The organism is Seongchinamella unica (assembly GCF_004354085.1).
GTDB classification, from domain to species: Bacteria; Pseudomonadota; Gammaproteobacteria; order Pseudomonadales; family Halieaceae; genus Halioglobus; species Halioglobus unicus.
In genome coordinates, this window is the sequence record NZ_SMSE01000002.1 from 558,614 (window position 1) to 573,305 (window position 14,692).

A 14,692-nucleotide genomic window follows, 5' to 3' on the forward strand; every position below is an offset into this window, starting at 1 on the left:
TTAAATAGTCATAATATTCATATGGTTAGAACGAATGGTTAGGATGCTTTATGGGCTTGGGATTCCAGGCTGAGCTGCTATAATGGCGCCGCCCAAGACCGCCAGAGGAGCGACAAAATGAGCGAAGAAACCAACAACAAGGACGCCGGCGACGGCACTGCTGACGCGATCGCCGCCACCGCGGTTATCTCACTGGTTGTTCTGACCTTGTACATCTGGCTGTCGGGAATGCCTTCCTGAAGCCATTGGGCGGGCCGCTGTCTAGTTGCCCGCCCCCTTGAGTACCAACTGCACAATCACCACCATTACCGCGATGAATCCCAGGGTGAAAATAATCCCGGCGGCGATGAACACCCCCGCCCGGCCCTGATTGAAGTCACGCTCGCGGTTTTTACTGCTCTGCACGCCCAGTCCCGCCGCGAAAACGCTCGAGATGACCTGCAGTGGGTTGAGGGACTGTTTCTTCTTGCCCTCGTTGTTGTCAGTCATCGCTGTTCCTGCTCCAGTCAGTAGTTGAGATTGGGGCGCAGCCAGCGCTCCATCACGGCCAGTGATTCTCCCTTACGATGGGCCAGGTCTTCAACCTGATCCTTGCCGATTTTGCCAATGGCAAAATAGGTGCTCTCGGGGTGGGAGTAGTAAAAACCGCTAACCGAGGACGCCGGGCTCATGGCGTAATTGTCGGACAGGGTGACGCCGGTGGCCGCGGTGGCGTCCAGCAGTTCAAACAGGGTCGCCTTTTCGGTGTGGTCGGGACAGGCAGGGTAGCCGGGTGCCGGGCGAATACCGCGGTACCGTTCGCGGATCAGCGCATCGTTGTCCAGTGATTCCTCAGGTGCATAGCCCCATAGCTGCGTGCGCACCAGTCGGTGCATTTGCTCGGCGAGTGATTCTGCCAGGCGGTCAGCCAGGGCCTTGAGCATAATGCTGTTGTAGTCGTCGTGGTCGGCCTCATATCGGGCCGCCCGTTCGCTTACACCATGACCGGTTGTGACGCAAAAGCCGCCGATATAATCGTCCACGCCACTGTCATCCGGAGCGACAAAATCCGCAAGGCTCAGATTGGGCTTGCCGCCGGCCTTGGCAGTCTGTTGTCGCAGATGGTGCAGGGTGGCGAGTGGTTCCGACCGGTCTTCGTCACGGTAGAGTTCGATGTCATCGTCACCCTTGCGCGCTGCCGGCCAGAATCCGACCACGGCCCGGGCGGTGAGCCATTTTTCCTCGACGATCTGCTTGAGCATCGCCTGGGCGTCGCGGAACAGTTCAGTGGCCTGGGCGCCAACTTTTTCATCCTCCAGTATCGCCGGGAACTTGCCGGCCAACTCCCAGGTAATGAAAAACGGCGTCCAGTCGATGGTCTCCACCAGCGTGTCCAGGGGAAAGTCATCAAAAACCCGGGTGCCAAGGAAGCTGGGGCGGGGCGGTTGATAGCCGGTCCAGTCCAACTGCAGACGGTTTGAGGCCGCCTGGGGATAGCTGAGGGGCTTTGCCTTTGGTTCGCGATTGGCTATACGCTCCCTGACCTGTGAATACTGCTGGCGGCGTTCGTCGACAAAAGCACCTTTGGTTTCGTTCATCAGCTGGGTCGCCACCGACACACTGCGGGAGGCGTCGGGCACATAGGCGACAATGTCATTGCTGTAACAGGGCTCGATTTTTACCGCGGTGTGGGCGTTGGAGGTGGTGGCGCCACCGATCAACAGCGGAATCTGGAAGCCTTCCCGCTGCATCTCCGAGGCCACGTGGACCATTTCGTCAAGGGAGGGAGTGATCAGCCCGGACAGGCCGATAACGTCCACCTGCTGTTCCCGGGCCACGCGCAGGATTTCGTCGCAGGCGACCATCACCCCGAGATCGATAACCTCGAAATTGTTGCACTGCAGTACAACGCCGACGATGTTCTTGCCGATATCGTGGACGTCGCCTTTTACCGTGGCCATCAGGATCTTGCCGTTGCTGCTGGAATCCTCGGTCTTTTCCTCTTCGATATAGGGTTGCAGATAGGCGACCGCCTGTTTCATGACCCGGGCGCTCTTGACCACCTGGGGCAGGAACATCTTGCCCTCGCCGAACAGGTCGCCGACCACATTCATGCCATCCATCAGCGGACCTTCGATAACCTGTATAGGTCGCTCAAAGAGGTGGCGGGCCTCTTCCGCATCTTCGATAATATAACTGTTAATGCCCTTGACCAGGGCGTGTTGGAGGCGCTTGCTCACCTCCAGTTCGCGCCAGCTCAAGTCTTCCTTGCGCGCTTCAGCGCCGCCGCTGCCGCGATATTGCTCGGCAATGTCCAGCAGGCGTTCCGTGGCGTCGTCCCGGCGGTTGAGGACCACATCCTCGACGGTTTCCCGCAACTCCTCTGGCAACTCGTCGTAAACGGCCAACTGGCCGGCATTGACGATGCCCATGTCCATTCCCGCCCTGATCGCGTGGTAGAGGAACACCGAGTGAATGGCCTCACGCACCGGATTGTTGCCACGGAAGGAGAACGAAACGTTGGATACACCGCCCGATACCAGGGCGCCGGGCAGTGATTCCTTGATGTAGCGGGTGGCCTCAATGAAGTCCACAGCGTAATTGTTGTGTTCCTCGATGCCGGTGGCAACGGCAAAAATGTTGGGGTCGAAAATGATGTCACAGGGGTTGAAGCCGACGACATCCACCAGCAGGTCGTAGGAACGTTTGCAGATGTCCTTGCGGCGCTGGAGATTGTCGGCCTGGCCGTCTTCGTCGAATGCCATGACCACAACGGCGGCACCGTAGCGCAGGCAGAGTCGGGCCTGTTCCATGAATTCGGCTTCGCCGGCCTTGAGGCTGATGGAGTTCACCACCGGCTTGCCGGGAATGCACTTGAGTCCCGCCTCGATGGCCGACCACTTGGAAGAGTCGACCATGATTGGCACCCGCGCAATATCGGGCTCGGAAGCGACCAGGTTGAGGAAGGTGACCATGGCGTTTTCCGCGTCGAGCATACCCTCGTCCATGTTCACGTCGATGATCTGGGCCCCGTCTTCCACCTGGTTGCGAGCCACGTCCAGCGCGGTCTCGTAGTCATCGTCGAGGATCAGGCGCTTGAACTTTGCCGAGCCGGTGACATTGCAGCGCTCGCCCACGTTGACAAACAGGCTGTCCGCAGTGATGTTGAATGCCTCCAGCCCGCTGAGTCGACAGGCCGGTTCCAGCGTTGGCAGTTGGCGTGGGGCCACGCCTTCCACGGCATCGGCAATAGCGCGGATGTGAGCAGGCGTGGTGCCGCAGCAGCCCCCGGCGAGATTGAGGAAACCGCGACGGGCAAATTCATGGAAGTCGTCGTGCATGATTTCCGGGGTTTCATCGAACTCGCCAAACGCATTGGGCAGCCCCGCGTTGAGGTGAGCACTGAAGTAGCACTCCGCCACATTGGAGAGTTCCTCCAGAAAGGGCCTGATTTCCCGGTAACGGCGCCCGCAATTGGAGCCGACAATCAACGGCCTGGCGTGGGCAATGGCGTTGTAGAATGCTTCCGGATTCTGCCCGGACAGCACCCGTCCGCTGACATCCGGAAAGGTGACCGAAATCATCAGCGGTAGCTCCACCCCGGATTGCTCAAATGCCTGCTTGACGGCGAAGATGGCGGCCTTGGCGTTGAGTGCATCGAATATGGTTTCAATCAACAACAGGTCCACCTGGCCTTCGATCAGCGCAAGGGCAGCCTCCAGGTAGGCTTCCCGAAGCTGGTCGAAAGAGACACTGCGGGCGCCCGGATCGTTGACGTCCGGGGAGATTGAGGCGGTCTTCGGGGTCGGGCCGAGGACCCCGGCGACAAACCTCGGCTTGTCCGGCGTCTTCGCGCTGATCTCATCCGCGGCCTTGCGTGCTACCCGGGCAGATGCCAGGTTCAGCTCGTAGGCGAGATGACCCAGCTGGTAGTCATCCTGGCCGATGGAGGTTGAATTGAAGCTGTTGGTCTCGATGAGGTCAGCCCCGGCATCGAGATAGGCCAGGTGGATTTTTTCGATGACCTCGGGTTTGGTCAGCGACAGCAGGTCGTTGTTGCCCTTGAGATCGACGTGATGCCCGGCAAAGCGCTCGCCGCGATAATCGGCTTCTTCGAGGCCTTCCTCCTGGATCATGGTGCCCATGGCCCCGTCAATGATCAGAATGCGTTGTAGGAGTGCCTGTTCCAGGGCTTTCGGTTGAGAACTGCTCATGGTTGTCGCTATGCTGTAAAAGACGCGCATCCTAACAGAGCGGCCAACCTATATCAAAATATTTTGATATAGGTATAAGGGTGGCCGGTCTTGAAAACTCGCGGTCACGCCCCCATTCTTTTAGAATACCTGACTAAATCACTCGGAAAGTACACGACATGGTCACTATTACCGAATCTGCCCAGGACTACCTGGCTGAGCTTCTCACCAAACAGGAAGATGCCCTGGGAGTGAGAGTGTTTATCAACCAACCGGGGACCCCCCGTGCCGAGACCTGCATTGCCTACTGCCGTGACGGCGATGTGCAGGAGGAGGACGAGGAGCACAAGTTCGAAAAATTTACCGCCTGGTTCGAGGGCCGGTCCCTGCCATTCCTGGAGGACGCCCTGGTGGACTACTCCAAGGACCGCATGGGTGGTCAGCTCACCATCAAGGCACCCAATGCAAAAATGCCGCGCGTGGACGAAAACAGCCCGCTGGAAGATCGTATCAACTATGTGCTCTACAACGAGGTCAACCCGGCACTGGCCGCCCATGGTGGCGAGGTCAGCCTGGTGGAGATCACCGAGGACAACTTCGCGGTGCTGCGCTTCGGCGGCGGCTGCCAGGGCTGCTCGGCGGTGGACCAGACGCTCAAGGGCGGGGTCGAGAAAACCCTCATGGAGCAGTTGCCGCAGCTCGCGGGCGTGCGCGATACGACTGACCACACGGATAAGTCGCAGGCTTATTATTGAGTCTGGTTTGGTTCTATTGAAAGGCGGGCTTTGGCTCGCTTTTTTTATTTCTGTTCCATTAAGCGGCCCGAAAACGGAACGAAGCTTGTGGCCGTGGAGCAAGGCATACCCCAGTGCCGGGCCGGTTAGCGGGAAAGAAGGGCGCGCCAAAGCCCGCCTTCACATAGGTCGTTGCGGGCCCTCAGCCGGTCTGGCGAGCCCTGAGCGCGTCCTTGACGGTATCACGAAGCTTGCGCAGGGAAGCCTCGGTGGTTTCCCAGTCGATGCAGCCGTCAGTGACCGAGACGCCGTATTTAAGGTCATCCAGGTTGTCAGGAATCGACTGGTTACCGGCGTTGAGGTTTGACTCGATCATCAGGCCGACAATCGAGTTGTTGCCCTCCAGCACCTGGTTGCCGACATTCTCGACCACCAGCGGTTGCAACTCCGGCTGCTTGTTGGAGTTGGCGTGGGAGCAATCGACCATGATGTTTTTTGCCAGTCCGGCCTTTTCCAGGGCTTCCTCACACAGGCGGATGTGCACCGAATCGTAGTTCGGGCCGGCGCTGCCGCCGCGCAGGACGATATGACCGTGGGCGTTGCCCTTGGTGGTGAACACGGAAACCTGCCCGTTACGATTGATGCCCAGGAAGCGATGGGGTTTGGACACCGAGTTGAGCGCATTGGTGGCCACAGTGAGGCCGCCGTCGGTGCCGTTTTTGAAACCGACTGCTGAGGAGAGGCCGCTGGCCATTTCCCGGTGGGTCTGGGACTCGGTGGTGCGGGCGCCAATGGCTGACCAGCTGATCAGGTCCTGCAGGTACTGGGGTGAAATCGGGTCCAGCGCCTCGGTGGAGGTAGGCAGGCCCAGTTCCAGGATGTCCAGCAGCAATTGGCGACCGATGTGCAGGCCTTCCTCTATTTTGAACGAATCGTCCAGGTGCGGGTCGTTGATCAGTCCTTTCCAGCCGACGGTGGTGCGGGGCTTTTCAAAGTAGACGCGCATGACGATGTAGAGGGTATCGTCCAGCTCATCCGCAAGCGCTTTCAGTTTGCGGGCGTATTCCATGGCCGCTTCGGGGTCGTGGATCGAGCAGGGCCCCACCACCACGAATAGTCGGTGGTCCTTGCGGTCGAGAATGTCCCAGATGACCTGGCGGCTGTCGGCAACGGTCCGGCTGACAGCGTCTGACATGGGCAGGGCTTCCCACAGTTGCTCCGGCGTCACCAGCACACCCTGGGAATCGACATTGATGTTATGTACTTCGTTGTGGCTCATGCTTGTTACCTGATACAGTAAATCCCGGCTTTGCCGCCCGGTACTTCGGTCAAAGGCGCGACATTCTATAGCAGAGCACGTCATTTGGGTAGGCGCCACCAGGGCGCGGCAGGAGGCTTTGGTGCCCATACACAATCCCCCCTATTTTGATCTCGGTCGACTGCAGCCGTTGCTCGACGCGGGTGTGTTGCTGCTGACACCGAACTTGCGGCTGTCACGCCGGATCAAGGCCGAATGGGACCGGCAGCAAATGGCGGCGGGAAAACTGGCCTGGTGTCCCGCCGCGGTCAAAGCGCTGGATCAGTGGCTGGCAGAGTGCTGGCAACAGGGGGTAAACGACGGGCGGCTGAAGGGGGGGCGGGTGTTGAACGCCCAGCAGGAGGTCGAACTGTGGCGACAGGTGATCGAGGCAGACCGCTCGCAATACGGCGATTACAGCCTGCTGCAAGTTGGATCAGCGGCAGAACTGGCCCGCCAGGCCCGAGAAAACCTGCTGCGTGCGGGGCTGGATATGGCCGCTCCGGCGGTTGCCTGCGAGTTCCCGCTGGATCCGGACTGCAGTACGTTCCAGCGTTGGCTGCAGGCGTTCGAAAACAAACTGGGACAATTGAATGCACTCACGGCGGTCGATCGCCTGGCAGCGCTCGCCAGCGCCCCTCCCGCCAGCAACCTGTTGCGGGTAGTGCTGGTCGACTTCGACGACGTGCCCCCCCTGCACCGGGCCTGCCTCGAGCGACTGGCGAATGAAACCGTTGAAATAGCCAGTGCAGTGGGCGAGGCACCCTTGGTCGCCCACAGTTACCCGGATCGGCAGACGGAACTAGCGGCCGTCGCAGCCTGGGCCGCCCGGCATTACCGGCAACAGCCCGAGGCCCGGCTGGGGATCCTGTTGGCAGACATGCACGGTGATCGCGCCCCGCTGGAATACCTGCTGCGCCGGGAATTTGACTGCCTCGGAGACAATTACACCTCACTGCCGGTGAACTTCTCCACCGGTATCACCCTGGACCGGGCCCCGGTGGTTCGCGACGCGCTGCGAATACTGGCCAGCTGTGGTCCCAAGCTGCCCCTGGCTGACATCCTCGGGCTGCTGACTTCACGCTTCGTCAACCTGCCTGACCGGCAGGAGGCCCGCAGTGTCAAGCTGCTGCAGCAGTTGTTTGAGGATGGTGCGGAGCAGGTTGATGTCGGCCGGCTGCGCTACCTGGCCAGGCAGGTGAGGGTGGGTGATGAGCGAGGCCTGTCACTGGGGGACGTGCTCGCCCAATGCAGCGAGATGCGTTTGCAACGGCTGCGGCACTGCCCTTCAGCCTGGATTGCCGAGCTGAACCGGGTGCTGGATGCCTGGGGCTGGCCGGGCCCGGGCCCGCTGGACTCGCTGGAGTATCAACAGGTCGAAGCCTGGTACCAGGTGCTGGAGGGCTACGCCTCCCTCGACACCCTGTGCGGCGAGCTGGAGCTGGACTCGGCCGTTGCACTGTTACAGCGCTGCTGCCAGGGGCAGATATCACAACCCCAGACAGCCGACACCAATATCCAGGTGTTGGGCCCGCTGGAGGCTGCGGGCCTGCAGTTCGACTACATCTGGTTCTGCGGCCTGCAGGGGAGTCGCTGGCCGGCGCCGGTCAGGCCCAATCCGTTCATCCCCATGGCGCTGCAGCGCAAGCATGAAATGCCCCACAGCAGCAGCGAAAGAGAATGGCAATACGCAGCCACGCTGATGCGTCAGTACCGGGCCGGATGCCAGCAGATGACAGCGAGTTACTCCCGCCAGTTGGACGGCGCCCCGGAATTACCCAGCCCACTGCTGCAGGGAACTTCCTGCCAGGCGATGGATGTGGCCGCGGGACCACCGACGCTCTGGCGTCAACTGGCATCCGCGGCCGAGGTGGTCACCATTGTGGATAACCGGGCACCGCCGCTGGCGGACGATGAACTGGCGGCCATCCGCGGCGGCAGCGCTATTGTCCAGGCGCAGGCAAACTGCCCCTTCCAGGCGTTTGCCGGCAAGCGACTGCAACTCGAACCCCTGGGTGAAAACCGGGCCGGGCTCGCTCACACTGATCGCGGCAAAATTCTGCACAACGCACTGTATGCCCTCTGGGGCACCCTGGAAAACAGCGACAACCTGCGGGATGCCGACGAGGGGGCCATCGCCGCTGCGGTCAGTAACGCCGCCGAGGCCGCCCTCGCGGCCGTGCCCGAGTCGCTGCGCCAGCTGGTGGGGATGCATTGCCTGGACCTGGAGCGGACACGCCTGCAGAACCTGCTGGTGGAGTGGTTGCAGCTGGAGCGCGCCCGGGAGCCTTTCATCGTTGTCGACCGGGAAGCCCCGGTGACGTTAAAGCTGGGCAAACTGGAACTGAATCTGCGGGTGGACAGGGTCGACGAACTCGCCGATGGTTCGCGGCTGCTTATCGATTACAAGTCCGGCCGCAACAGTCTCGCCCACTGGCTCGGAGAGCGCCCTTCACAGCCGCAGTTGCCGCTTTACGGACTCGCGGAGGAGGTCTCCGCGCTGGCTTTCGCCGAGGTCAGGCCCCGCCAGGCCCGCTTCCTGGGCCTGGGCCGTGTGTCCGGGGTCAGCGGCATTCAGGAGGATATAGCAAAGGCGGTGAAACGTTATACCTCCTGCGAGGACTGGGAGTCCCTGCTGACGGAGTGGCGCCACAATCTTTCCCGCCTGGCGGAGGACTTTGTTGCCGGCGTGTCCGGGGTTGACCCCCTGGCGACGGCCTGCAATTACTGTGGCCTGGACGCGGTCTGCCGGGTCGGCATTGCCGGGGAGGTGCCGCAGTGAGTATCGCTGATGCAAGGGAGCGGGCAGAGGCGCTGGATGTTACCCGCAGTTTCTGTGTCACCGCGCCCGCCGGGTCAGGCAAAACCGAACTGCTGATCCAGCGGCTGCTCGGGCTGCTGGGTCGGGTTCAACGCCCCGAACAGGTACTGGCGATTACGTTTACCCGCAAAGCCGCTGCGGAAATGCGCGAGCGGGTACTCCAGGCCCTCGAGGCAGCGCAGGTTGGGGCGCCGGTTGAAGGTGAACACCAACAGGTGACGCGCGACCTCGCCCTGGCGGCCCTGCAAAGAAGCGACGCTGAACACTGGCAACTGTCCCGTGATATCAGTCGCCTGAATATCAAGACGATCGACAGTTTTTGTGCCGGGCTCACCCGGCAAATGCCAATCCTCAGTCGCTTTGGCGGACAGGCGCAGGCGGTCGATGACGCGGTGCCATTGTACCGGGAGGCAGTTGCAGAGCTGTTTTCCCTGGTCGGTTCACGGCGGCCGGAAGCGGCGGACCTGGATCAACTGCTGCTGCACTTTGACAACAACTGGGACCGTCTCAGCGACTTGCTGGTCACCATGCTCGGCAAACGCGACCAGTGGCATGACTACATGGGCGCCCGGCGCTCGCCCGACGAGGCCGAGCAGGCCTTGCGGCACACGGTGGAGTCGGTGGTCGCTGAAACCCTGCGGGACGTATTGTCGGTGCTCGATCCCTGGCAGGATGAATTGCTGGACCTGTTCTGTTACGCAAGACAAAACCTTGGGGAGAGCGTACCGGAGGAGTTCCCCTCCACCAGCGCCGACGATCTGGAACTATGGCGGTCCCTGGGACAAATGCTGCTGACCCAGGGCGGCAGCTTGCGCAAGTCGATTACCGTCAACAACGGTTTTCCCACCGGTAGCGATGAGGCCCGCGAGCGTAAGCAACACTTCGGGGATCTTGTCGCCCGCATGAGTGAGGTACCCGGGCTGGCTACCGAATTGGCAGCATTGGCCTGGCTGCCGCGCATGGATAATCACAGCCAGGCGTGGCAGTTGGTGCTGCATCTATCCCACGTTCTGCCCTTGCTGGCCGCCTGCCTGTTGCTGGTATTCGAGCGCCGTGGCGTGGTGGATCACAGCCAGGTAGCGCTGTCAGCCCTTGACGCCCTGGGAGAGGACGACAGTCCCACCGAACTGGCAATGCGTCTTGACTACAGTATCGAGCACATCCTCGTGGATGAGTTTCAGGATACCGCGATTAATCAGTACCGCCTGGTCACCAGGCTGACCCGTGGTTGGGCGGAGCACAACGCTAATGATCCACAGAATCCGCGCACCGTATTTATCGTCGGCGACGGCATGCAGTCCATTTACGGTTTCCGCAACGCCAACGTGGGCCTGTTTCTCAAGGCAAGGGAAGAAGGTTTCAACGGCCTGCTGCCGGAAACCCTGGCGCTGCGTTGCAACTTCCGCTCTGAACAGGGTGTGGTGGATTGGGTCAACGCCACCTTCAGTATCGCTTTTCCCAGCGAGGACAACGTGCGCCGCGGTCGGGTGAGCTTTACCGATGCCGTTGCGATCAAGGGGCCCGCCGCCGAACCCGCTGTGTCACTCAATGCTTTCTGGGGCGAGCACGCGAGGGAACAGGAGGCTCACTGGTTACTGACACAAATCAGCGAAGGACTGGGAGACCCGGAGATCAGGAGCATGGCGATTCTCGGGCGCAGTCGCGGGCAGCTGGCGCCGATACTGCAGTTGCTGCGACAGCAGGGGGTCCCGTTTGCGTCCCAGGACATGGATGCACTCGCGGGTTCGCCCGCAATTGTCGACCTGATGACCCTCTGCCGGGTGCTGGTCAACCCGGCGGACCGGGTTGCCGGCTACGCCCTGTTGCGGGCGCCCTGGTGTGCGCTGTCGCTGGCTGACCTCGGCGTGGTGTCGGCAGCAGCGGGTGAGCCGCGTTACCAGAATATCGCGAAATTGCTTTGCAGTGGCGAGCTTCCGGCGGGCCTGAGCGAAGACGGTGCCACGCGCCTGTCCCGGGTTGGCCAATGCCTGCGATGGGCCGAGCAGAAGCGCGATCGGCTATCCCTGCGGGTGTGGGTCGAGCAACTGTGGCAGCATCTGGGTGGTCCCGGCTGTTTGCGGGAACCGCGTTTTCTTGCCGATGCCGAACGGTTTCTCAGCCTGTTGCAGGAGGCGGAAGCGGAAGGTGTGGGCCTGGATGCCCAGTGGCTGGAGCATCGCATTGCCAGGCTTTATGCTTCCGGTGATGACCCGGATGCCCGCTTGCAGGTAATGACCCTGCACAAATCCAAGGGCCTGGAATTCGACTGGGTGTTGATTCCTGCTCTGGCACAGGCCACCCGCGGCGATGGTCGCGACCTTCTGCTGTGGGACGAATACAACAGCAGCGAGGGTGAACGTGGTTTTCTGCTGGCAGCCGATGACCATTCTGACGACAAAAGTCCCGGGCTGTACAATTTTCTCAAGAAACAGCGGCGGGAAAAATCACGGCTGGAAACCACCCGGCTGCTCTACGTCGGCGCCACCCGGGCTATAAAGCGACTGACCCTGAGTGCCTGCCTCGGCGGTGGCGAGGACTGTGCCGACGGCGAGCAGCCCCGGTTACGCCCCCCCGGTGAAGGCGCTTTGCTGGCACCCATCTGGCCGCTATTCGAACAGCAAATGAGGCTGCATGCGCGCGCCATCCCGGAGCCGCAGCAACCGGCCGCAAGCGGTGGCTTGATGCGCCTGCAGTCACTGCCTGCGTCTCCGGTTCTCGCGTCATCGCAGGAGGCGGCGGCCGACGCCAATATTCCGGCACCGGCGCTGAACTGGCTGGACCGGTATGTGGGTACCGTGATTCATGAATTACTGGAAACCCTGAGTCTGCAGCAGGACCTGCCTGAGACATTGCCTGCCGGGATGGCTGAACATGGGCAGCAGCGTCTTGCCGCACTGGGACTTGACGGCGAAGCCCTGGTCGCGGGCAGTCAGCGAGTGGTAGACGCCGTAACCGCCACCCTGGGTGATGAGCGCTGGGGGCGCTGGTTGTTATCGTCCACCCATCTGCAGGCACACAGCGAACTGGCGCTGACCATGAATGACGGCGATACCCCCCGCGATATTGTGATTGACCGCACGTTTGTCGATGCCCGGACCGGTGTGCGCTGGGTTGTTGACTACAAAAGCAGTGTGCCGGCGGACGGGGTCGTAACAGCGTACTTTTTGTCCACGGAGGGCGAGCGCTATCGAGAGCAGCTGGCGTATTATCGCCAGGCCGCCGAGACACTGGGGCCGCAGCCGGTGCAGTGCGCGCTCTACTTCACAGCCCTGGGCCTGTTTTACCCGCTGGATGATCCGCCTTAGTCGAAGCGCGCGATGACGTCGTCGGCAAAACGCCTGATAGCGTCTTTCTTGTGCGCCAGGGTATCGCTGTTGCCGTGGTAGAAGGGCCAGGGCAGGGTCATGATGTGGGTCACGCCCGCGTCCTCTAGACGCCGGTAACCATCCACGTCCCAGGCGTCGGATGGCGTCGCCATCACGTCGAAACTGGCGCTGTCGCGACCGTACTCGGCGCGCCACTGGCGGATACTGGCAATGGCGTCGATGATTTCCGCGGAGGTCTGCAGGTCGGAGACCCAGCCGTCCGCCAGTCGAGCCGCCCTGCGCATCGCCGGCTCGGAAATACCGCCTATCCAGATCGGAACCGGCGCAGTGGGCGCGGGATTCATTTCCATGGGATCAAACTGATAATGCCTGCCCTGGTAGCTGACCATTTCCCCGGTCCAGAGCAAGCGCATAATCTCGATGATCTCGTCAGTGCGTTTGCCCCGGGTGGTAAATTCCTGCTGCATCAGCTCGAATTCATCCCGTGACCAGCCCACCCCGAAGGCGGGTGTAATCCGGTTGTCAGAAATAATCGCCGCGGTACTGATGGCCTTGGCGACCAGGTAAGGGTTTCGCATCGGCAGTACAAATACGTTATTGGTGAAGCGCAGGTTTTTGGTAATAGCCGCCAGCGCGCCAATCATTACCCAGGGATCAGGCCAGTCGGTAAAGGCCTGCCAGCGGCGGCTGCCGTCGGGTGTATAGGGGTAGGGCGTGCTGATGTTTTCCGGGTGCACCACATGATCGGAAAAGGACATGGCGTGCCAGCCGTGTGTGTCGGCAACCGGCGCCAGCTCGGTAAGGTGCGCCACCGTGCTGAAAGAGGTAGAAAGGACAAACTTCACCCGCTGCTCCCTGTCATATAAATTAGCGCCTTAACTCTAGCCGCCCCCGGGAGAAAAGTCCTTGCCAGCCTTCAACGATCGTTCCATTGGCCACATTGTCATACTGACCGGTGCCGGGGTTTCCGCGGAGTCGGGTCTCGCGACTTTTCGCGACGCGGGAGGCCTGTGGGAGAATCACGATCCGATGGAAATAGCGACCCCGGAGGCGTTCGCGCGCGATCCTGCGCTGGTTTATCGTTTTTACAACGCCAGGCGGGAAAAGCTGGATGAGGTCACTCCCAATGACGCCCACCGGGCAATTGCCCGCCTGCAGCGTGAGTTTGCCGGCGAGGTGTTCCTGGTGACCCAGAATGTGGACGACCTGCACGAGCGGGGCGGTAGCGACCAGGTCTGCCACATGCACGGCGAATTGCGCCAGGTGCTGTGCGAGGCCTGCGGTGGTCGGCATATTCCTGCTGGCGCCTACAACCAGGAGACACCCTGCCCAGGCTGTCATGTCCGCGGCGGGCTGCGCCCCGACGTGGTCTGGTTTGGCGAGATGCCCTATCACATGGATTGCATCGAGGCGCAGTTGTCAGCCTGTGATCTTTTTATTGCTGTCGGTACCTCCGGCCAGGTCTATCCCGCGGCGGGTTTCGTCCGCCAGGCCAGTGCTTTTGGCGCGCAAACGATGGCCATCAACCGGGAGCCCAGCGATAACAGCAGCTGGTTTGGCCACCATCGTCAGGGCCTGGCGACAGAACAGCTAGGGCAACTGGTAGAGGAATTGCTGGCCGGAGGATGAGCCGGCCAGCCGCGCTCATTATTCGGTCGTGGAAGCTTCCTGATCGACGAATTCAAGGCTGAGTGCCAGCGCTTCCTGGAATGTTATGACGATGGTCTGGCCCAGTGTCACGTTAGCCATCTTCTCAGGCTCGACATCGGCAATCACATGAACCTTGCCATTGGGATCCATGATGGTGACGGTTCCGAGCAGACGGTTCATGCCCTCGATGGTGCATACCGCGCGGATCAGGCGCGCAACGCCCGCCACGGGTTGGCCGTCCGCCATGCCGGCGCCGGCGTCATCGACCTCCACATAAGGTTCTGCTTTTTCCGCTTCCGTGGGTTCGCGCAGTTCACCTTCCACGGCAGCGAGATAGGTCGCCCGCAGGGTATCACCAACACTGACCTCTTCGAGCGCCACGACCTGTTCGCCTGCCGTGACCGTGAAAGAGTTACCGGCGGGGCCCTGCAGGGTCACCTGGCGGTTTTCCAGGTCAATGTTGGTGACCACGGCTTCAACGGACATGGCCATGGCTCGTGCACCGCCCTCGGTGGTGGTCGAATGATCCTCTGCGGAAGCGGAGAGCGGCATCAGCAGTGTGGCAGCAAGCAGCGATGCGACCCAAAGCGCTTTGTCAAGGAGACTGCTCATAGTTTTATTTCCTTTTAAGAAAGACGGCTGCCACTGCACGATGATCCCGGTGACCAGGCGCGGGACAGGCCAGTTAACAT

General features: G+C 61.2%; 10 protein-coding genes. 5 read left to right on the top strand and 5 right to left on the bottom strand.

Going from position 1 to position 14,692, the window contains the following annotated elements; translation table 11 throughout:
- Positions 1-117: 117 nt before the first annotated feature.
- Entirely contained in the window at positions 118-240 is a 123-nt protein-coding gene (locus tag E2F43_RS19240; protein WP_238946832.1) for a methionine synthase, read from the top strand.
- Between the two features lie 21 nt (positions 241-261).
- On the opposite strand, the gene E2F43_RS09625 is transcribed toward E2F43_RS19240, so the two are convergent.
- Positions 262-489 (bottom strand): DUF2970 domain-containing protein, encoded by a 228-nt coding sequence (locus E2F43_RS09625; RefSeq protein WP_133212058.1) that lies wholly within the window; start codon positions 487-489, stop codon positions 262-264.
- Positions 490-506: 17 nt separating this feature from the next.
- Positions 507-4,193, bottom strand: coding sequence for a methionine synthase (gene metH, locus E2F43_RS09630; RefSeq protein WP_133212060.1), 3,687 nt, complete (start codon positions 4,191-4,193; stop codon positions 507-509).
- A 158-nt stretch (positions 4,194-4,351) separates the two neighbouring features.
- On the opposite strand from metH, the gene nfuA reads away from it, so the two are divergent.
- Positions 4,352-4,927: a Fe-S biogenesis protein NfuA gene (gene nfuA, locus E2F43_RS09635; protein ID WP_133212062.1), complete on the top strand. Its 576-nt coding sequence runs from the start codon at positions 4,352-4,354 to the stop codon at positions 4,925-4,927.
- Positions 4,928-5,108: 181 nt separating this feature from the next.
- On the opposite strand, the gene E2F43_RS09640 is transcribed toward nfuA, so the two are convergent.
- Entirely contained in the window at positions 5,109-6,185 is a 1,077-nt protein-coding gene (locus tag E2F43_RS09640) for a 3-deoxy-7-phosphoheptulonate synthase (RefSeq protein ID WP_133212064.1), read from the bottom strand.
- Between the two features lie 121 nt (positions 6,186-6,306).
- Between E2F43_RS09640 and E2F43_RS09645 the strand changes: the two genes are divergently transcribed.
- Positions 6,307-8,985: a PD-(D/E)XK nuclease family protein gene (locus E2F43_RS09645; RefSeq protein ID WP_165954260.1), complete on the top strand. Its 2,679-nt coding sequence runs from the start codon at positions 6,307-6,309 to the stop codon at positions 8,983-8,985.
- Positions 8,982-12,329 carry a UvrD-helicase domain-containing protein gene (locus tag E2F43_RS09650; RefSeq protein WP_133212068.1) on the top strand — a complete coding sequence of 1,116 codons (3,348 nt, stop codon included), beginning with the start codon at positions 8,982-8,984 and terminating at the stop codon, positions 12,327-12,329. The genes E2F43_RS09645 and E2F43_RS09650 overlap by 4 nt, the downstream gene beginning before the upstream one ends.
- Here the strand turns inward: E2F43_RS09650 and E2F43_RS09655 are convergent.
- The gene (locus tag E2F43_RS09655; RefSeq protein WP_133212070.1) at positions 12,326-13,195 is read right to left on the bottom strand and encodes an LLM class F420-dependent oxidoreductase; all 870 of its coding nucleotides are present in this window, start codon (positions 13,193-13,195) and stop codon (positions 12,326-12,328) included. The two genes, E2F43_RS09650 and E2F43_RS09655, sit on opposite strands and share 4 nt — an antisense overlap.
- 61 nt (positions 13,196-13,256) lie before the next feature.
- On the opposite strand from E2F43_RS09655, the gene E2F43_RS09660 reads away from it, so the two are divergent.
- Positions 13,257-13,979: an NAD-dependent deacylase gene (locus E2F43_RS09660; protein ID WP_133212072.1), complete on the top strand. Its 723-nt coding sequence runs from the start codon at positions 13,257-13,259 to the stop codon at positions 13,977-13,979.
- Between the two features lie 18 nt (positions 13,980-13,997).
- Here the strand turns inward: E2F43_RS09660 and E2F43_RS09665 are convergent, their stop codons facing one another.
- A complete protein-coding gene (locus tag E2F43_RS09665) occupies positions 13,998-14,612 on the bottom strand; it encodes a hypothetical protein (RefSeq protein ID WP_133212074.1) in 615 nt (204 codons plus the stop codon).
- Positions 14,613-14,692: the final 80 nt, after the last annotated feature.

Bases quoted from the DNA above. Each gene is read 5' to 3' on its own strand.
- metH (WP_133212060.1), bottom strand. From the start codon at position 4,193: ATGAGCAGTTCTCAACCGAAAGCCCTGGAACAGGCACTCCTACAACGC.
- E2F43_RS19240 (WP_238946832.1), top strand. From the start codon at position 118: ATGAGCGAAGAAACCAACAACAAGGACGCCGGCGACGGCACTGCTGAC.
- E2F43_RS09640 (WP_133212064.1), bottom strand. From the start codon at position 6,185: ATGAGCCACAACGAAGTACATAACATCAATGTCGATTCCCAGGGTGTG.
- E2F43_RS09625 (WP_133212058.1), bottom strand. From the start codon at position 489: ATGACTGACAACAACGAGGGCAAGAAGAAACAGTCCCTCAACCCACTG.
- E2F43_RS09665 (WP_133212074.1), bottom strand. From the start codon at position 14,612: ATGAGCAGTCTCCTTGACAAAGCGCTTTGGGTCGCATCGCTGCTTGCT.
- nfuA (WP_133212062.1), top strand. From the start codon at position 4,352: ATGGTCACTATTACCGAATCTGCCCAGGACTACCTGGCTGAGCTTCTC.